At 72.7% G+C, this 17397-nt stretch carries 14 protein-coding genes and 1 pseudogene; 8 read left to right on the forward strand and 7 right to left on the reverse strand.

What is annotated here, in order from left to right; translation table 11 throughout:
• Positions 1 to 177: 177 nt before the first annotated feature.
• From ACZ5GH_RS01875 to ACZ5GH_RS01890, 4 genes and pseudogenes are all read left to right on the forward strand, one after another.
• Positions 178 to 1215, forward strand: coding sequence for a LacI family DNA-binding transcriptional regulator (locus ACZ5GH_RS01875; RefSeq protein WP_464333193.1), 1038 nt, complete (start codon positions 178 to 180; stop codon positions 1213 to 1215).
• Between the two features lie 399 nt (positions 1216 to 1614).
• A pseudogene (locus ACZ5GH_RS01880) lies at positions 1615 to 3087 on the forward strand (glycoside hydrolase family 10 protein); the annotation flags it as partial.
• Between the two features lie 101 nt (positions 3088 to 3188).
• Complete coding sequence (locus tag ACZ5GH_RS01885; protein WP_464333194.1) at positions 3189 to 4616, forward strand: non-reducing end alpha-L-arabinofuranosidase family hydrolase; 1428 nt, start codon at positions 3189 to 3191, stop codon at positions 4614 to 4616.
• A gap of 196 nt (positions 4617 to 4812) precedes the next feature.
• Positions 4813 to 5703, forward strand: coding sequence for a lysozyme (locus ACZ5GH_RS01890; RefSeq protein ID WP_387747944.1), 891 nt, complete (start codon positions 4813 to 4815; stop codon positions 5701 to 5703).
• 67 nt (positions 5704 to 5770) lie between these two features.
• On the opposite strand, the gene ACZ5GH_RS01895 is transcribed toward ACZ5GH_RS01890, so the two are convergent.
• The 3 genes from ACZ5GH_RS01895 to ACZ5GH_RS01905 all read right to left on the reverse strand — a co-directional run bounded on the left by ACZ5GH_RS01895 (position 5771) and on the right by ACZ5GH_RS01905 (position 10337).
• A complete protein-coding gene (locus ACZ5GH_RS01895) occupies positions 5771 to 7459 on the reverse strand; it encodes a S53 family peptidase (protein WP_464333195.1) in 1689 nt (562 codons plus the stop codon).
• Positions 7460 to 7679: 220 nt separating this feature from the next.
• Positions 7680 to 9515, reverse strand: a complete 1836-nt coding sequence (locus ACZ5GH_RS01900; RefSeq protein ID WP_464333196.1) for a M1 family metallopeptidase — start codon at positions 9513 to 9515, stop codon at positions 7680 to 7682.
• A 192-nt stretch (positions 9516 to 9707) separates the two neighbouring features.
• Complete coding sequence (locus ACZ5GH_RS01905; protein ID WP_387747938.1) at positions 9708 to 10337, reverse strand: maleylpyruvate isomerase N-terminal domain-containing protein; 630 nt, start codon at positions 10335 to 10337, stop codon at positions 9708 to 9710.
• 206 nt (positions 10338 to 10543) lie between these two features.
• On the opposite strand from ACZ5GH_RS01905, the gene ACZ5GH_RS01910 reads away from it, so the two are divergent.
• The 4 genes from ACZ5GH_RS01910 to ACZ5GH_RS01925 all read left to right on the forward strand — a co-directional run bounded on the left by ACZ5GH_RS01910 (position 10544) and on the right by ACZ5GH_RS01925 (position 13800).
• Positions 10544 to 11158: a LysE family transporter gene (locus tag ACZ5GH_RS01910; protein WP_464333197.1), complete on the forward strand. Its 615-nt coding sequence runs from the start codon at positions 10544 to 10546 to the stop codon at positions 11156 to 11158.
• A 397-nt stretch (positions 11159 to 11555) separates the two neighbouring features.
• Complete coding sequence (locus ACZ5GH_RS01915; protein ID WP_387747934.1) at positions 11556 to 12278, forward strand: TetR/AcrR family transcriptional regulator; 723 nt, start codon at positions 11556 to 11558, stop codon at positions 12276 to 12278.
• A 106-nt stretch (positions 12279 to 12384) separates the two neighbouring features.
• Entirely contained in the window at positions 12385 to 12711 is a 327-nt protein-coding gene (locus ACZ5GH_RS01920) for a hypothetical protein (protein WP_387747932.1), read from the forward strand.
• 15 nt (positions 12712 to 12726) lie between these two features.
• Complete coding sequence (locus ACZ5GH_RS01925) at positions 12727 to 13800, forward strand: M14 family metallopeptidase (RefSeq protein WP_387747930.1); 1074 nt, start codon at positions 12727 to 12729, stop codon at positions 13798 to 13800.
• Positions 13801 to 13935: 135 nt separating this feature from the next.
• Here the strand turns inward: ACZ5GH_RS01925 and ACZ5GH_RS01930 are convergent, their stop codons facing one another.
• From ACZ5GH_RS01930 to ACZ5GH_RS01945, 4 genes are all read right to left on the reverse strand, one after another.
• Complete coding sequence (locus ACZ5GH_RS01930; protein ID WP_464333198.1) at positions 13936 to 15321, reverse strand: hypothetical protein; 1386 nt, start codon at positions 15319 to 15321, stop codon at positions 13936 to 13938.
• A 6-nt stretch (positions 15322 to 15327) separates the two neighbouring features.
• Entirely contained in the window at positions 15328 to 16101 is a 774-nt protein-coding gene (locus ACZ5GH_RS01935) for a hypothetical protein (protein ID WP_387747926.1), read from the reverse strand.
• A 19-nt stretch (positions 16102 to 16120) separates the two neighbouring features.
• Positions 16121 to 16384 carry an ABC transporter permease gene (locus ACZ5GH_RS01940; RefSeq protein WP_387747924.1) on the reverse strand — a complete coding sequence of 88 codons (264 nt, stop codon included), beginning with the start codon at positions 16382 to 16384 and terminating at the stop codon, positions 16121 to 16123.
• Positions 16385 to 16747: 363 nt separating this feature from the next.
• Complete coding sequence (locus tag ACZ5GH_RS01945) at positions 16748 to 17374, reverse strand: TetR/AcrR family transcriptional regulator (protein ID WP_387747922.1); 627 nt, start codon at positions 17372 to 17374, stop codon at positions 16748 to 16750.
• Positions 17375 to 17397 lie beyond the last annotated feature (23 nt).

The following is a 17397-nucleotide window of genomic DNA, read 5'->3' on the forward strand; positions in this document are numbered from 1 at the left end:
CCGAAGGCGGCGGCGAAAGCGCGTCTCTTCATCGGGTCTCCCCTAAAGTTTCGACGGGTTTCTCGAAATAACTGCATGGCGGGGACGCTAGGTTGCGGACATGTTTCGGGTCAAGCCCCCGGGCGGACGGAATGCCGAGGCGTTGCCGCGCCAACTGCCCTGTGCTGCCCGTGCCTTATGCTGCCCCCCATGGAAAAGGGCGATGAACTGGGACGGGTGACCCTCGCGGACATCGCGCGCGAGGCCGAGGTCTCCGTTTCGACGGTTTCGAAGGTCCTCAACGGCCGTACCGACGTGGCGGCGGCCACCCGCGTGCGCGTCGAGCAGGTCCTGAACGACCACGACTACCGGCGCACCGCGCGCGGCGGCGGCGAGGCGCCGCTCGTCGAGATCGTCTTCCACGAGCTCGACAGCCTCTGGGCGATGGAACTCCTCCGCGGCGTCGAGGCGGTGGCGAACGAGCACGGCGCGGCGGTGGTGGTCACCCACAGCGGTTCACGCCACGCCCCCGGACCGGAGTGGATCGAGGCGGTGCTGCGCCGGCGCCCCCTCGGTGTCGTCCTGGTCTTCTCCAGCCTGCCGCCCGAGTTCAAGCGCCAACTGCGCGCGCGCTCCATCCCGTTCGTCATCGTCGACCCGGCCGGCAACCCCGACCCGGACGTGCCCTCGGTGGGCTCGGCCAACTGGGCCGGCGGCCTGGCCGCCACCCGGCACCTGATCGAGCTCGGCCACCGGCGCATCGGCATCGTCACCGGCCCCGAGGACACCCTCTGCTCGCTGGCGCGGCTGGACGGCTACCGCTCCGCGCTGGCCATGGCCGGCCTGGCGGTCGACCCGGCGCTGACCGCCTTCGGCGACTTCCACGCCGAGGGCGGATTCGCCCGGGCCGGGCGGCTGTTGGAGCTCCCCGACCGGCCCACCGCGATCTTCGCCGGCAGCGACCTGCAGGCACTCGGCGTCATGGAGGCCGCCCGGGTCCGCGGCCTGCGCGTCCCCGAGGACCTGTCCGTGGTCGGCTACGACGACCTGGACATCGCGCAGTGGACCAGCCCCGCGCTGACCACCGTCCGCCAGCCGCTGCGCGAGATGGCCGAACAGGCGACCCGGCTGATCTTCTCCCTCCGCGCCGGCGAGGCCCCGACCGCCCCCACCCGCCTCGAACTCTCCACCACCCTGGTGGTGCGCTCCAGCGCCGTGGCGCCCGGCCGGCCGTGAACCGCGCTTCGAAAGTTTCGCCGCTCCTCCGCATGGCTGACGCTGCGTCGGCTCAACCGCCACGCGCCTGACCGGCGCCGCTCTCCGACGAGAGGGCCCCGGGGCCGAGCGAAGTTGTCGCCGTTTTCGCCGAAAGCGTTGACAGCTTGACGGGCTCAGGCCAACACTGGCGCCGTCGACAAGTCCGAGGAGGTCATGGCTCCCCGGCCCCGCGCGCCGACCACCCACGGGCGCGGTCCTGTCGACGCCGTACATCGCCTGTCGGAGACCTCACCTGAACATTCCGGACAGGGCCCGCGGCCGCCGCGAATTGTTAGCGCTAACAGTATGCGCTGACCGGCAAGGCGGGCGCCACGTCCGGTGTGCAGGCATCCCCCCACCCGAGGAGAACGATCCGTCATGCCACGAATCACCACGAAACCCCGCCTCCGCAAGGCCCTGACGACGGCCGCGTGCCTGCTCGTCGGCGCGGCCGGCGCCGTCACCGCGATCCCCACGGCGCAGGCCGCCGGGGCGACCACGCTGGGCGCGGCCGCCGCCGACAGCGGCCGCTACTTCGGCACCGCCGTGGCCGCCGGCCGGCTCGGCGACTCGACGTACTCCGCCGTCCTCGACCGGGAATTCACCATGGTCACCCCGGAGAACGAGATGAAGTGGGACACCGTCGAGCCGTCCCGCGGCAACTTCAACTTCGGCCCCGCGGACTCGATCGTCAACCACGCCAACACCCACGGCCAGCGGATGCGCGGCCACACCCTGGTCTGGCACTCCCAACTGCCCAACTGGGTCAGCTCCATCGGCGACGCGAACACGCTGCGCAGCGTGATGAACAACCACATCACCGCCGAGATGAACCACTACAAGGGCAGGATCTATGCCTGGGACGTGGTCAACGAGGCGTTCGCCGACGGCGGCAGCGGCCAGCACCGCGGCTCGGTGTTCCAGAACGTGCTGGGCGACGGCTTCATCGAGGAGGCGTTCCGCACCGCGCGGAACGTCGACCCCTCGGCCAAGCTCTGCTACAACGACTACAGCATCGAGAACTGGTCCGACGCCAAGACCCAGGGCGTCTACCGCATGGTCAAGGACTTCAAGTCCCGCGGCGTGCCCATCGACTGCGTCGGCTTCCAGAGCCACTTCGGCGCCGGCGGACCGCCGTCCAACTTCCAGACCACCCTCTCCAGCTTCGCCGCGCTCGGCGTGGACGTCCAGCTCACCGAGCTCGACATCGCCCAGGCCTCCCCCACCGCGTACGCCTCCGCCGTCAGGACCTGCCTCAACGTCACCCGCTGCACCGGCATCACGGTGTGGGGCATCCGCGACAGCGACTCCTGGCGCACCGGCGAGAACCCGCTGCTGTTCGACAACAACGGCAACAGGAAGCCCGCCTACGGAGCGGTCCTCACCGCCCTGGGCGGCGGTGGCAGCGGCACGCCGAGCGGGGGCATCGTCTCCGGCACCGTCTACACGCTCTCGGCGGCGGGAGCCGGCGGGCGCGTCCTCGACGAGCCCGCGGGGCAGAACGGCAACGGCACGCCGCTCCAGGTGTGGGACGCCGCCGGTGCCGCCAACCAGCAGTGGCGGGCCGACCAGAACGGGGACGGCTCCTACACGCTGACCAACATCGCCAGCGGCCGCGCCCTGGACGAGCCGGCCGGCCAGACGGGCAACGGGACGAGGATGCAGGTCTGGGATCCCAGCGGCGGCGCCAACCAGCACTGGAAGGCCGCTCGGAACAGCGACGGCTCCTACACCCTCACCAACGTCGCCAGCGGCCGCGCCCTGGAGACCCCCGGCGGACAGACCGCCAACGGCACGCCCGTCCAGATCTGGGACTCCAACGGCGGCGCCAACCAGCACTGGACCTTCAAGTGAGCTGAGCCGCGCGGGCGCGCGCTCGACAGGCGCGCGCCCCCGGTATGCGGGCGTTGACAGAGCTGGGCGACAGCTCCATCCATGAAGAGGGAGATCCCATGCACCAACGAAGTTCCCGCCGCAGGCAGCTGCCGGCGGTGCTCACCGCCGTGGTCGCGGCCGGGGCGGCGCTCGCGGCGACGCTCGTCGCCGCCCCCGCCCAGGCGGCCACCAGCGGCGCCCTGCGCGGTACGGGCTCCGGCCGGTGCCTCGACGTGACGGGCGCCAGTCGGACCGACGGCGCGTCCCTGCAGATCTACGACTGCTCGGGCGGTGCCAACCAGCTGTGGACGTCGACGTCCGGCAGCCAGCTGACCGTGTACGGCGACAAGTGCCTGGACGTGCCGGGCCACGCCACCACGCCCGGCACCAAGGTGCAGATCCGGGGCTGCAGCGGCGGCGCGAACCAGCAGTGGCGGGTGAACTCCGACGGCACGATCGTCGGCGTCGAGTCGGGGCTGTGCCTGGACGTGACGGGCGCCGGCACGGCCAACGGCACGTCGGTGGGGCTCTGGAACTGCAACGGCGGCAGCAACCAGAAGTGGTCCGGCCTGTCCGGGACCACCCCGCCGGGCGGCAACTGCGCCCTGCCGTCCACCTACCGTTGGTCCTCGACCGGCGCGCTGGCGCAGCCGGCCAACGGCTGGGCCGCGCTGAAGGACTACACCGACGTCGTCTACAACGGCAAGCACCTGGTCTACGCCTCGAACGTCTCGGGGTCCTCCTACGGCTCGATGGCCTTCGCCCCCTTCACCAACTGGTCGGACATGGCCTCGGCCGGGCAGACCGGGATGAGCGAGCGGGCGGTGGCGCCCACGCTGTTCTACTTCGCGCCCAGGAACATCTGGGTGCTGGCGTACCAGTGGGGTGCGTGGCCGTTCGTCTACCGCACGTCGAGCGACCCGACCAACCCCAACGGCTGGTCCGCGCCGCAGCCGCTGTTCACCGGCAGCATCCCCAACTCCGGCACCGGCCCGATCGACCAGACCCTGATCGCCGACGACCAGAACATGTACCTGTTCTTCGCCGGCGACAACGGCAGCATCTACCGCGCGAGCATGCCGATCGGGAACTTCCCCGGCAACTTCGGCTCCTCCTACACCACCGTCATGACCGACACGGTCAAGAACCTCTTCGAGGCCCCGCAGGTCTACAAGGTCAAGGGCCAGAACCAGTACCTGATGATCGTCGAGGCCCGCGGCGCGAGCGAGCAGCGCTACTTCCGCTCCTTCACCGCCACCAGCCTGAACGGTTCCTGGACCCCGCAGGCCGCCACCGAGGGCAACCCCTTCGCGGGCAAGGCCAACAGCGGCGCCACCTGGACCAACGACATCAGCCACGGCGACCTCGTCCGCGAGAACCCCGACCAGACCATGACCATCGACCCCTGCAACCTCCAGCTCCTCTACCAGGGCATGGTCCCCGGCTCGACCGCCCCGTACGACCAGCTCCCCTGGCGGCCCGGCCTCCTCACCCTGCGGCACTGATCCCCGGCGGACCGGCAGAACCGGCAACACCCGTTGCTCGCAACGGTGTTCCGGCCCGCGTGAGGTGCGTTCACGCTGTGAAAAAAGCTGCCTGGCGGCAGTAGCGGGTACCTGGCTACTCTGCGGTACGGCCGGTCCGACCCCGGCCGTACCGGGTCGTCTCGACCTTCCCCTCGCACGGACCAGAGGAGTGCTCATGCCCCGCTCTTCCCGCTCCGCCCGCACCACGACCGGCACCGACAGACCGGCCCGCCGCCGCCTGCCCGCGCCGGCCGCCCTCGCCGCCGCGACCGCCCTGGTCGCCGGCGTGGCCGCCCCCGCGTACGCGGCCGACCCCGCCCCTGTCGCCCCCGTCGTCGAAGGCCGCCCCGGCTTCCACCCCGAGCAGGACTTCGCCGGTTCCACCGTCGCCGCCCACGAGGGCCGCGACGGTGGAACCCCGTTCGCCTCCCTCGCCGCCACCCAGACCCCGGGGCTGGACGTCTCCAGCCACCAGGGCAACGTCAACTGGTCCTCGGTGGCCGCCAACGGCGCCAAGTTCGCCTACGTGAAGGCCACCGAGGGCACCGGCTACACCAACCCGTACTTCGCCCAGCAGTACAACGGCTCGTACAACGCCGGCCTGATCCGCGGCGCCTACCACTTCGCGCTGCCGAACGCCTCCTCCGGCGCCACCCAGGCCGGCTACTTCGTCAGCCACGGCGGCGGCTGGTCCGCCGACGGCAGGACCCTGCCGCCCGCGCTGGACATCGAGTACAACCCCTACGGCGCCACCTGCTACGGCCTCAGCCAGAGCGCCATGGTCAGCTGGATCCGCGACTTCAGCAACACCGTGCGCTCCCGCACCGGCCGCTACCCCACCATCTACACCACCACCAACTGGTGGACCCAGTGCACCGGCAACTACGGCGGCTTCGGCACCACCAACCCGCTCTGGATAGCCCGCTACTCCACCTCCGTCGGCACCCTGCCGAACGGCTGGGGCTACCAGACCTTCTGGCAGTTCGCCGACTCCGGCACCTTCCCCGGCGACCAGAACTACTTCAACGGCGCCACCGACCGCCTGCGCGCGCTCGCCCTGGGCTGACCGGCCGTCCGTCGGGCTCCCGTCGCCGAGGCGGGGGCCCGTCGGTGCGGACGTCCGACGTCCGGGTCTACAGCGCCCTGAGGCCGTCCAGCAGCTGCTGACCGCCGGGACTGCCGAGGCCGGTGCACGGGTCCCAGTCGGGCCCGGAGGCGTACGCGCCGTTGCTGCCCTGGGTGATGTCCCGCAGGACGCCCCTCGCGAACTTCGCGTACAGCAGCGGGTTGAGGAAGCCGACCTGGGCGGACCCGGGCAGGGCCTGGTTGACCCGGGCGAGCAGGGCGGACCACATCGGGGCGGCGGCGCTGGTGCCGCCGATCTGGTTGAAGTGCACGCCGTCGACGCTCGGGACGACCACGCCGGTGTCCGGGTCGGCCAGCGCGGACACGTCCGGCACACCGCGCCCGCGGGCGTGCGGCGGATTGGCCGACGGCGGCACCTGGGCGTCGGCCTGGTACGGCGGCACCGGGAAGACCTTGCTGATGCCGCCGCCCGTCCGGCTGCCCGGGCCGTTGTCCCAGCAGACCTCGCTGACGACCTGCCCGTGGGAGACCGCCAGCCTGGTGCCGCCGACACCGAGCACGTGCGGGCTGGCGGCGGGGAAGTCGGCGTGGGCGCGCTCGTCGTGGATCTGGTCGCGGGAGCCGTCGTCGCCCGAGGCGCAGCAGATGCTGACGTTCTTCTCGGCCGCGCTGGCGAACGCGGCGTCGACCCGCTTCATCGCCCCGACCGTCCACCGGCTGCCGGGGTTGGCCTCGGGGTTGCCGTAGCTGGAGGAGATCACCGTCGGCCGGTTCACCGTGTCGTTGACGATCCGGGTGATCACGTCGACCCAGCCCTGTTCGGTGAACCTGCTGAAGTAGACGACGATCCTCGCCTTGGGGGCGAGGCCGCCGACGACCGCCAGGTCGAGCATGATCTCGCCGCTGGTGTCGGCCGTGTCGAAGTCGGCGTCCTGGCCGGGTTCGTTGCCGGGGGTGCCGACGCCCGGGACGACCACGTTGGTGATCTCCGGCATGTCCTGGTGCAGGACGTTGACGAAGTAGTTCCGCAGGGCTTCGAGCGAGTAGCCACCGGACGGGACGCCCGGTGGGGTCTCGCCGTTGAAGGCGAGGACGGCGATGCACTGCCCGCTGCCGTCGGTGCCGGCCGGGTAGGCGTACGGCGCCTGGAGCTGCGGTGGCAGGAAGGCTCCGGGGTGGACCGTCGGGGTGGCGCGTGTCACCGGGACGCTGTCGGCGGCCCGGCGGATCAGCAGCCGGGTGCCGATCGGGCGGTTGTCCAGGCCGAAGACGCCGGTGACGATGCCGTCGAGCTCCGCCGGTACGTAGATCTGCCCTTCCCGGCCGCGGTAGGTCTGGGGGGCGCCGTTGGCGTCCTGGTAGCGGTAGCGGGCCAGCGTCACCTGGAAGGCGTCCGCGACGTCCCGGGTGCTGCCGGTCAGCTGGATGCTGCGGGCGAGCGGGTCGGGGTTGGCGGCCTTGAGGCCGTGCTCGGCGGCGAAGGCCTCGACCGCCTTGAGATCGGTATCCAGCCACCGGTGGGTGGCGGCGTACTGGTCGTCGCTGGGCAGGGTGCGCCGGGTCGGCGCCTGGAGTGCCAGCTCGTAGACGTCCGGACGCGGCTGCGCGGCCGGGTCGCGTCGCAGGTAGACGGTGACGGTCAGGGGTGTCTGGGGGTGGGCCGGTCCGATGACCCGTGCTCCGGCGAGCGGGACGCGGGTGCTGTCCGGCAGCGCCACGTAGTGGTTGGTCGACATGATCGCTCCAGCGGTCGGTCAGCGCCGGGAGCTCGCGACTCTTGGTCGTGCGCTTTCGACTGTCCGTATACGGCAGACGCTTATGTCGTATACGGACAGCGTCCTCCCGGCCCGCGGCGGCGTCAAGGGGCGTCGACGGGGGCGCTGCAGTCGGCGTCGGGGAGGCGCCGGAGGGCGCCGCCCCGGCCGGGACCGGGGCGGCGCCGCGGGGCCGCGCGGCTCAGCCGTCGATGCGGTGCTGGCTCCAGAAGGAGGTCAGGTCCACGGTGGTGGCGGCCTGGGCCGCCGCCTTGAACTCGGCGGTGGTGGAGACGCCGTTCCAGTGCCCCTGCGCGTAGTTCCGCAGCAGCGTGGTCATCGCGCTGTCGCCGATGGTCCGGCGCAGGTCGTGCAGGGCGCACTTGCCGTAGCCGTAGACGACGGTGGAGTAGCGGGAGGAGTTGGCGTCCCAGTACGCCATCGAGTTGGTGATCCGCTCCGCCGACGAGGCCCAGGAGACGCTGTTCCAGCAGCCGTTGCCGGTCTTGCCGAGGGCGAGGTCGGTGGCGTAGTCGGTGAAGGACTCGTCCAGCCAGGGGCTGGTGTACTCGTCGTCACCGACGATGCCGTACCACCACTGGTGGCCGATCTCGTGGGTGAGCGCCGTGGTGCTGACCAGGTCGAGGACGAAGCCCGGGTACTCCATGCCGCCGAACCAGAAGTTGTTGTCGATCACCGCGTCCAGCTCGCCGTACGGGTAGGCGCCGAAGCGCTGGGCGTGGGCGTCGACCGCCGAAGTGGCGGTGGAGAGCATCGACTTGGAGTCGGCCGCGCTGATCCCGGCCACCGAGTAGACGTTGACCTTCACCCCGGCCGCGGAGGTGCCGGAGATCCTGGTGAACGGCCCGGCGCCCCAGGCGAAGTCGCGCACCTTGGTCGCGGTCGCCTTGGTGACGGTCCGTCCGGCCGTGCCGGGGGTGTCCACCGAGGTGCCGGTCGCGGGCACCAGCAGGCCGGTCGGGTGGTCCAGGGTGACGGTGAAGTCCGAGGCCACCGAGTAGAAGGACTCCCCGTTGTTGGTGTACGGGTCGAGGTGCCAGCCGGCCGCGTCCCGTATCGCCAGGACGGGCAGGGCGTTGCCGAGGAAGTTGTACGCGCCGTCGTGGCCGAAGCGGTCCGCGCCGCTCGGCACGGTGATGCCGAGGTCGAAGCCGACGGTGCCGCTCTGGCCCTGGGCGAGCGGGGCCGGAAGGGTGATCTTGAGCGCGGTGCAGTTCACGGTGAGCGGGGACGGCGTGCCGCCGGTCACGTTGGTCACCGTGATCGGGGTGCTGGGGCAGCTGCCGTGGGCGTTGTCCCACAGCCGCAGGTACACCTCGTTCAGCGCGGTGGGCGAGGCGTTGGTGAAGGTCACGCTCTCGTGCCCGGTCCAACTGCCGCCGGAGGCGTCGCTGCTGAGGTCGACGCTGTACGCCGGAGCGACCGGGGTGCGGGTCGGGTCGCCGGGCTGGGGCGGGGTGGTACCGCCGGAGACGTCCAGGGTGACGTCGTCCAGCACGAAGCTGGTCTGCAGGCTGGAGTCCTCGACGCCGGTGAAGGCGAGCGTCACGGCCTGGCCGGCGAAGGCGGAGACGTCGACGGTCCGGTGCACGTACCCGGCCTGGGCGTCCAGGTTGGAGTAGGTGGCCACGGTGGTGGAGCCGACCTTCACGCTCAGCTTGTCGTAGGCGGTGCCGCCGGTCGTCTCGGCGGTGTCGACGTGCAGCCAGAACCCGAGCGTCGCGGTGCCGCACCCGGTGGGGAGGGTGACGGACTGCGAGAGCGTGTCGGTGTGGCTGGAGCCGTAGCCGTCGAGCCAGGCGTAGGAGCTGCCGGAGTGCGCGCTCTGTCCGCTGTCGCCGGTGATCGCGCCGCTCGGCGCCGTCCAGGGTGAACTGCCGGACTCGAAGCCGCCGTTGGCCACCACCTGGGCGGGTGTGCAGGCCGCGGCGCTCGCCACATTGGGGGTGGCGAGCACCGCGAGGCCGGTCGCCGCGAACAGGGCGGCGCCGGTCAGGGCGGGCAGGATTCTTCTCATCGGAGCCTCTCGTGGGAGCGGGTCGGGAGCAGCAGCGTGACAGCAAACCCGCACCTTTGAAAGGCTCATGACATGAGACGCATACGCCTCATCCGACGACCGGCTCGCGGAACGGCCACCTCACCGGGCGACCGGCTCGTCGGACGACCGCGTCATCCGACGACCGTCTCACCCGACGACCGCCTCATAGCCTCACCGGATCACCGGCAGCACCGCCTCCGAGCCGCGCCCGGTCGCCGCCTCGATGAAGGCCACCGGGTCGGCGACCTCCGCCAGCAGCGCGCGGGTGAAGCGCAGCGCGCCCTCCGCGGGCGGCGGGCCGCCGACGGCCGCGACCAGGTCGAGCAGGTGGACGGTCGCCTCCATCAGCGCCACCTCGCCGAGCGCGCCCAGCGCCACGCTGCCGAGCAGCGGGTGCGCCACCGTGGTGTCCGGCGGCAGGTCCGCGAGCCCGGCCAGGGCGGCCGGCCCCTCGACCCCGAACCGGGCGATCAGCACGGCGGGTTCGGTCCGCCCGGCGGCCTGCCTGGCCGTCTCGGCGATCTGCCCGGCGGCGGTGTGCGCGAGGCCGCCGGGCCGGTTGTAGGCGCGCAGGATCCCGGCGCCGGTGGTGATCTCGGCCGGCCCGTCCAGCAGCGCCCCGCGCAGCCCGCCGAACATCTCCGGCACCGGCGCGGCATGGGCGAACAGCTCCCGTACCGTCCACGCGGGCAGCCGGGTGGGACGGTCCCAGTCCTCGGCGGACAGGGCCGCGCCCCGCTCCGCCCAGGAGGCCCAGGCCTGCGCCAACATCGCTCGCACCGGGTCGTTCTGACTGCTCATCGACTCTCCTCGGGAACGGTGATCACGGGGTCGGGCCCACGCTACCCCGGGGCCCGGGAAAACCGTTTGCCGCCCCCGGGCCCGGGCCGCCACCATCGGCCCATGACCGACTCCGCCGCCCGCCCGCTGCCCGTGACCTCCGCCGCCCGCCCGGCCGCGGTCCGACAGCGGTCCGGCCGTCCCCGGAGGCCCGACGCCGCGCGCACGTGAGCGCCGCGCTGGCCGCGGGGCTGCTCGCCGGGCTCGGCGTGGCCGTCCCGGTGGGGGCCGTCGGGGCCTACCTGGTGTCGCTCACCGCGCGCACCTCGCTGCGCACCGGCGCCTGCGCCGCGCTCGGCGTGGCCACCGCGGACGGGCTGTACGCGCTGCTCGCGGCGGCCGGCGGTGCCGGTCTCGCGCCGCTGCTCGAACCGGTCGCCCGCCCGCTGCGGATCGTCTCCGCCCTGGTCCTGCTGGCGCTGGCCGCCCGGACGGCCGTCGCCGCGCTGCGCGTCCGGCCCGGCGGCGGTGCCGGGCCGCGGGCCGCGCCGCCCACCCCGGCCCGGGCCTTCCTCACCCTGCTGGGCATCACCCTGCTGAACCCGCTCACCGTGCTCTACTTCGCCGCCCTGGTGCTCGGCGGCGGCGGCCGGGACGGCGCCACGGCCCGGGCCGCCTTCACCCTCGGCGCCTTCGCCGCCTCCGCGGCCTGGCAGCTGCTGCTGGCCTCCGGCGGCGCGCTGCTCGGCCGGGCGCTGACCGGCCCGCGCGGCCGGCTGCTCACCGCCCTGGGCTCCGCCGCCCTGGTCGCCGTCCTCGCCGTCCGGCTGCTGCTCGACTGAGCGCCGCCCGGCCGCCCGCCCCGGGCGCCCGACTACGCACCGCGACCGGTCCGGTCGTCCCGGTCACCGCTCCCGCCGCACCGCCCGGCCCCTCGACCGACCGTCACGGCGCGGTCCGTCACTCACCGCCACCGATCCCGCCGCCCCGGTCGCCGTTCCCGCCACCCGCGCCGAGCCGCCGCCGGTCGGCTGACCAGCGGGATCGGCGAAATCTGGCGGTAAAAGCGGTTCACCCGTTTACGTCTGATTCCTACCTTGTATCCTGGTCTGTATCCGCTGAGTGACGTCCGCCGAAGACCGCCCCGGCAGCGGCCCCGCGCCACCGCCGGTCCACCGAGCCGCCAGTCCGGCCCGGGCACGACCGACGACGCTGCCACCGACCCGGAGGAGTGCGGAGATGGTCGAGCAGGACGCCCCCGAGAAGCGGGGCCGGCTGAGCCGCCCGCTGGTGCTGGGCGCAGCCGTGGCCCTGGTCGACCGCGAGGGCCTGGCCGCGCTGACGATGCGCAGGCTGGCGGCCGACCTCGGCGTGGAGTCGATGGCGCTGTACCGCTACACCCCGGGCAAGGAGGCGCTGATCGACGGCCTGGTCGAGGCCTACTTCGACGAGATCAACGCCCGGCTGCGGGCCGGCGCCGGGCGCGGTTCCCACGAGGCCGGCTGGCGCACCGAACTGCGCCGGATCGCCCGGGCGTTCGCCGCCACCGCGCACGCCCACCCGGAGATCCTGCCACTGGTCGCGACCCGCCCGCTGGCCGTCCCGATCACCCGCCGCCCGGTCTCGGTACTGGAGCTCACCGAGCACATCCTGGCCGTGCTCGGCCGGGCCGGCTTCGACGACGCCGGCGCGCTGACGGTCTACCGCACCTTCGTCGCCTGGAACCTCGGCTGCCTGCTGGTCGACAAGCGCCAGGTGGTCGACAACCCGAGCGAGCCGGACCCGGCCCTGCGGCTCGGCCTGCACCGGCTGCCCGCCACCGACTACCCGCGACTGCGCGCCCTGGTGCCCAGGTTCGCCGAGTTCGACGACGAGGCGGAGATGCTGAGCGGCCTGGACAGCCTGCTCGACGGGATGCCGGAGCCCGCCCTTGACGACTTCTACGGCGGCGACGCATCCTGAGGTATACGAGGTACACGTCGGACATACACCCTCATATCGGCGCCGCCGGGCGACCTGCCGGACACCGTTCCGGCCCCGCTCCGACGGCACCCGGAAGAAGCTCCCCATGTCCGCCGTTCCGAACGAACCGCACGAAGACATCCTGCGCCTGCGCGTGACCGCCAGGGACCCGGAGACCCTGCGCGCCGTGCTGCGCGAAACCCGCTCCGACGTCGGCGGTCGGCCGCGCGTCGAGGCGGACGGCAGCATCGGCATCGACGTCTATGCCACGGCCGCCCAGGTGCCGGCCCTCGAACGCGAGGGCGTCACCGTCACCTGGACCGGCAACGCCAGTGAGGCCGGGCGCGCCGCCCAGGCCGACATCGGGTCCGGCGACCGGTTCGCCCCCGACGACGCCGTCCCGCGCGGCCTGGCCGCCAAGTTCACCGGCTGACCCGGGAGGCCCGCCATGCCGTACCTGAACGTCACCGAGGTCGAGTCCGCCGTGACCAGCCTGGCCACCGCCTACCCCGACGTCACCCAGCTCCTGACCCTGCCCGAACCCTCGTGCGAGGGCCGCACCTCCCACGCCCTGCTGATCGGCGCCCCCGCGGCGCTCCCGAAGCCGTGCGTGATGATGATCGGCGGCGTCCACGCCCGTGAGTGGGGCAGCTGCGAGATCCTCGTCCACCTCGCCGCCGACCTGCTGGAGGCCCACCGCGACGGCACCGGCCTCGGCTACGGCGGCACCACCTTCGCCGCCGGCCAGGTCAGCGACCTGTTCCACCGGATCGACCTGGTGCTCTTCCCCCTGGTCAACCCCGACGGCCGGCACTACAGCCAGACCGTCCGGCCGATGTGGCGCAAGAACCGCAACACCGCCTACACCGGCGGCAGCCACAACCCCGACTGCGTGGGCGTGGACCTCAACCGCAACTACGACTTCCTCTTCGACTTCGTCACCGCCTTCGACCCGGCCGCCGACGCCCGGGTGTCCAACGACCCCTGCGACCCGCAGGTCTACTGCGGCCCGAGCGCGTTCTCCGAACCGGAGACCAAGAACGTCCTCGCCCTGCTGGAGAACTTCCCGCGGACCGCGTGGTTCGTCGACGTGCACAGCTACTCGCAGGACATCCTCTACAACTGGGGCGACGACGAGAACCAGTCGGACAACCCCGACATGAACTTCCGCAACGCCGACTTCGACGGCAAGCGCGGCCGGCCCGACGACCTCGCGTACGCCGAGTACATCCCCAAGGAGGACGAGGACGCCGCCGTGCTGCTCGCCGAGGCCTTCTGCCAGGGCCTCAAGGGCGTCCGCGGCCTGGCGTACAAGCCGATCACCGGCTTCCACCTCTACCCGACCAGCGGGACCAGCGACGACTACGTCTACGCCCGCCACTTCGCCGAGCCCGACCAGGGCAAGGTGCTCGGCTTCACCGTCGAGTGGGGCACCGAGTTCCACCCGCGGTGGGCGGAGATGGAGGAGATCATCCGCGACGTGGACGCCGGGCTGGTGCAGTTCTGCCTGGCCACCACCTGACGCCGGCCACCACCTGACCGGCCCCCGGACCGCAGTGCCCGACAGCAGGGCGCCCGCCACGACCGATCGTGGCGGGCGCCGTGGGCTTGCGGTTGCCGGGCGGCCCGTGCGGGTGCTCGGGCCGCCCGGCGGAACTCACGCGGCCCGGTGGAAGAAGAACGGGTCGATCGACGGCGCGATCCTGGTCACGCCGTCCGTGCTGAGCAGTTGACGGGTGGTGAAGTTGGCGTTGCGCTGGTACGTCACGCCCACCGGGAAGTTGGCCCGGTCGGGGGTGTTGTTGCCGGCGAAGATGCCGTAGAAGTCCTTCCCGACCGTGACCATCCGGATGTAGTCGCCGAGGTAGGGCAGTTGGTTCCCGGCCGGCGGGACGTCGCCCGGGGCCTGGTGCAGCACCTGGCTCTCCACGGTCCGGAAGCCGTCGTCGCTGAGTTCCAGCACCGTCGACCACTGGTTGTGGGTCAGCTGCTGGTAGACCAGCCCGACCAGGCCGTCGGAGTTGACGGCGAAGGACGGGTTCTTGCCGTTGACCACGTCCGGGCGGGCCGTGGACCAGGTCTGCCCGCGGTCCGCCGAGTGCAGGGTGTGCAGCACGTAGTCGGTGGGGACGGCGCCGCCGAGGTTGTCGCAGTAGGCGACCCAGACGCTGTTGGAGTCCGTGGGGTCCACCGCGATCGACAGGTCCGCACCGGTGCGTTCCTGGCCCAGCGTCCGCTGCTGCGGGTTGAACCGCACCTTGCGGCCGCTGACCGCGCGTTGGCCGACCTCGCCGTCCGCCGAGTCCAGGAGGTCCTCGAAGGGGCTCGGCCCGACGCCGCCCTTGTCGTCGCGGGTCACCACGACGTCGAAGGTCTTGCGGGCCCGGTCCAGCGGGGCTTCGGCGGTGATGCTCATGAACACGATGTAGACCGTGCCGTCCGGGTGCGCGGCGATCCGCACCGGCGGGCCGTCGAAGACCACCCCGGACCGCCGGTCGAGCCGGACGGGGGCGAAGCCGGCCGGGGCGGGCCCGGTCCCGGCGTCGCCCGAGACGTCCACGGTGGCGGTGTTGGCCGGCGAGGCGAAGTCGTTGCTGCCGACGTACACCCGGTCGTTGCTGTGGCCGTCCGCCGTGACGCTGACGGCGACGACCCACGGCTGGTCCTCGTCGGTCCGGTCGACGAGCACGCCCATCGGGGTGGGCGAGGCGATGTTCGGCGCGCGCAGGATCTGCATGTCGCCGGTCCGGCCGTTGAGGATGCCGGTGTAGAGCCGGCCGCCCCGCGCGCCGAAACCGATGCTGATGTCCCCGGTGCCGAGGCTCCCGTTGCCCGGGACGACGCTGTTCAGCACCCAGGTGTTCCCTCCGTCGGCGGAGACGTACACCGGGGCCAGCGGGCCGCCCATCGGATCGGGGGTGAAGGCGGTCGCGACCATCTGGTCCGGGTTCTCCGGGTTGACGGCCAGATTGGGCTCACTGTCCAGGAGCCGGTCGCCGCTCAGCGCCTTCGGGGTGATGTTGACGACCTTGATGGTGGGCATGTCGGCTCACCTCCGTTCCTGGAGCACGGCGAGCTTCTGCGCCGGCTGGTAGTCGTCGGGGTCGAGCAGCTGGAACGGCGCCCGCTCGGCCAGGTCGCCCCGGGTGGCGTGCAGCAGCCACAGGCCCAGCTGCCCGGCGACCGGCTTGGGCACCTGACGCCAACGGATGTCCGTGCTGCTCGGGTAGACGACGGTGGTCCGGCCGGGTTCGACCTGGCCGGACTCGACGTGCGAGACGTCGATCACGGCACGCCACCACTGCGGGGCGTGCTCGGAGTACGCCGGCAGGCCGAGGTCCTCCAGAGCGACCACCGTGCCCACCACCACGGCGTCCGCCGTCGCGGCGTGCTCGGCGATGTCCTGGTTGCGGATCCGGCGCTGCACCGACGAGAAGGGCAGCTCGTCGGCGGTGGTCGCGGCGAGCGCGACATGGGTCTGGACGGCCTCGGCGGGCAGCCGGCCGATCTCCCGGACGCCCAGGCCCTCGCCGTAGACCAGGCCCTGGGTGAAGAACGCCGCCGAGTCGCCGACCTGCAGCAGGTCGGCGTCGGCGGCCAGTTGGACGGTGACCTCGCTGCCCGCGAGCTGTCTGAAGGCGTCGGGTGCGTGCAGCACCTCGTCCACCTTCACCACGGCCGTCCGTTCGTCGCGGTCCTCGGCCGGGACCGCCGCCAGCGAGGTGCCGCCGACCCGGGTCACGGTGCCGCGGAAACTGAGCGGGGCCTGCCGGACGAGTTCGGTCAGCCGCTCGCGGCCGACGTCCGGTGTTGGGTCGTTCATGACGGTCCTCCTTACACCGTCAGCGCGCGGCGCGGACCGAGGACGGGTGCGCCCGACGCCACTCGATCCGCGCGCCGAGCAGGCAGGCGGCGGTGACGGCGGCCGCCAGCGCGACCACCAGCCACTCCGCCGCACCGCTGCCGGCGTCCGGGTCGATGCCGAGGAGCGTCTCGATCCACTGCGGCCACACCAGCGTGAGCAGGAACAGCAGTCCGGACAGCCCGCCGACGGCCGTCTCCAGCCAGAAGCGGGGCCGGACCGGATGGGATTGCCGGAAGGGCATCACTGCGCCTCCCCCTTCTCTCCGACCGCCCGGGCCGCGCGCGACGCGGCGCGCGCCGTTCCCGTGCCGCCGCGCCGTGGCGGCGGCACGACCCGGCCGGTCCGGCCCGGGGCGGGGGTCGCTCCCGTTCGGCGCCGCCGGTCGGGGGCGTGGTCGCCGCGGGAGGTGGTTGCTTCGATCCGCAGCGTCGGGGCTGCGGTGGGAGTGCGCGGGGAGGGGCTCGCGGTGTCACCCTGCGTGCCGGTCCGCCTACGCTGTACGCCTACGAGGCACACGTACTTCGTATACGAGTCTGCTCGCACTCCGTGAGCAGGTCAAGGGTGGAACGGGCCCTTCCCGGAGGCCGGCCGACCGCCGCCGCGGTCAGACCCGGGCGCCCAGCATCCGCAGCACCAGGTCCCCGTAGCGGCGCCCGAGTTCCTCCGGCGCCTCGGAGGAGTTGTCGGTGTACCAGCGGGAGACGTCGATGCCCAGCGAGGTGACCGCACGGGCCGCCGTCCGCACCTCCGCCACCTGGAAGTCCCCCGCCGCCACGCCCGCCTCGATCAGCGCGCTGACCTCGCGCTCGATGTCCAGCCGCAGCGCGGCGACCACCGCGTAGTCGTCCTCGGGCAGCGCGTGCAGCTCGTAGTTGACCACCCGGCCGACCCTCCGGGCCCGGGCGTGCCAGGCGGTGAACTGCTCGACCAGGCGCCGCATCCGCTCGGCCGGGCCGCCCGGGCCGGCCGCCGCGTCCCGGACCAGGGTCAGCGTGGCGGCGTGCCCGGCCCGGCTGATCTCGGCCAGCAGCGCGGCCTTCGACTGGTAGTGGATGTACAGCGCGGCCGGGCTCATCCCCGCCGCGGTGGCGATGTCCCGGGTCGTGGTGGCGTGGAAGCCGCGCTCCGCGAACGACTCGACGGCGGCCTGGAGCAGCCGGTACGCCGCTTCCGGGCGGGCGTCGGCGCCGGGCAGGGTCGGCCAGAGGTCGGCGAGCGGGGTGCTGGTCATGGCGTCATCCTCCCAGAGAACTC

Source organism: Kitasatospora sp. Xyl93 (assembly GCF_055383135.1).

Coding starts and splice junctions, on each gene's coding strand:
- ACZ5GH_RS01875 (WP_464333193.1), top strand. CDS start 178: ATGCTGCCCCCCATGGAAAAGGGCGATGAACTGGGACGGGTGACCCTC.
- ACZ5GH_RS01885 (WP_464333194.1), top strand. CDS start 3,189: ATGCACCAACGAAGTTCCCGCCGCAGGCAGCTGCCGGCGGTGCTCACC.
- ACZ5GH_RS01890 (WP_387747944.1), top strand. CDS start 4,813: ATGCCCCGCTCTTCCCGCTCCGCCCGCACCACGACCGGCACCGACAGA.
- ACZ5GH_RS01895 (WP_464333195.1), bottom strand. CDS start 7,459: ATGTCGACCAACCACTACGTGGCGCTGCCGGACAGCACCCGCGTCCCG.
- ACZ5GH_RS01900 (WP_464333196.1), bottom strand. CDS start 9,515: ATGAGAAGAATCCTGCCCGCCCTGACCGGCGCCGCCCTGTTCGCGGCG.
- ACZ5GH_RS01905 (WP_387747938.1), bottom strand. CDS start 10,337: ATGAGCAGTCAGAACGACCCGGTGCGAGCGATGTTGGCGCAGGCCTGG.
- ACZ5GH_RS01915 (WP_387747934.1), top strand. CDS start 11,556: ATGGTCGAGCAGGACGCCCCCGAGAAGCGGGGCCGGCTGAGCCGCCCG.
- ACZ5GH_RS01920 (WP_387747932.1), top strand. CDS start 12,385: ATGTCCGCCGTTCCGAACGAACCGCACGAAGACATCCTGCGCCTGCGC.
- ACZ5GH_RS01925 (WP_387747930.1), top strand. CDS start 12,727: ATGCCGTACCTGAACGTCACCGAGGTCGAGTCCGCCGTGACCAGCCTG.
- ACZ5GH_RS01930 (WP_464333198.1), bottom strand. CDS start 15,321: ATGCCCACCATCAAGGTCGTCAACATCACCCCGAAGGCGCTGAGCGGC.
- ACZ5GH_RS01935 (WP_387747926.1), bottom strand. CDS start 16,101: ATGAACGACCCAACACCGGACGTCGGCCGCGAGCGGCTGACCGAACTC.
- ACZ5GH_RS01940 (WP_387747924.1), bottom strand. CDS start 16,384: ATGCCCTTCCGGCAATCCCATCCGGTCCGGCCCCGCTTCTGGCTGGAG.
- ACZ5GH_RS01945 (WP_387747922.1), bottom strand. CDS start 17,374: ATGACCAGCACCCCGCTCGCCGACCTCTGGCCGACCCTGCCCGGCGCC.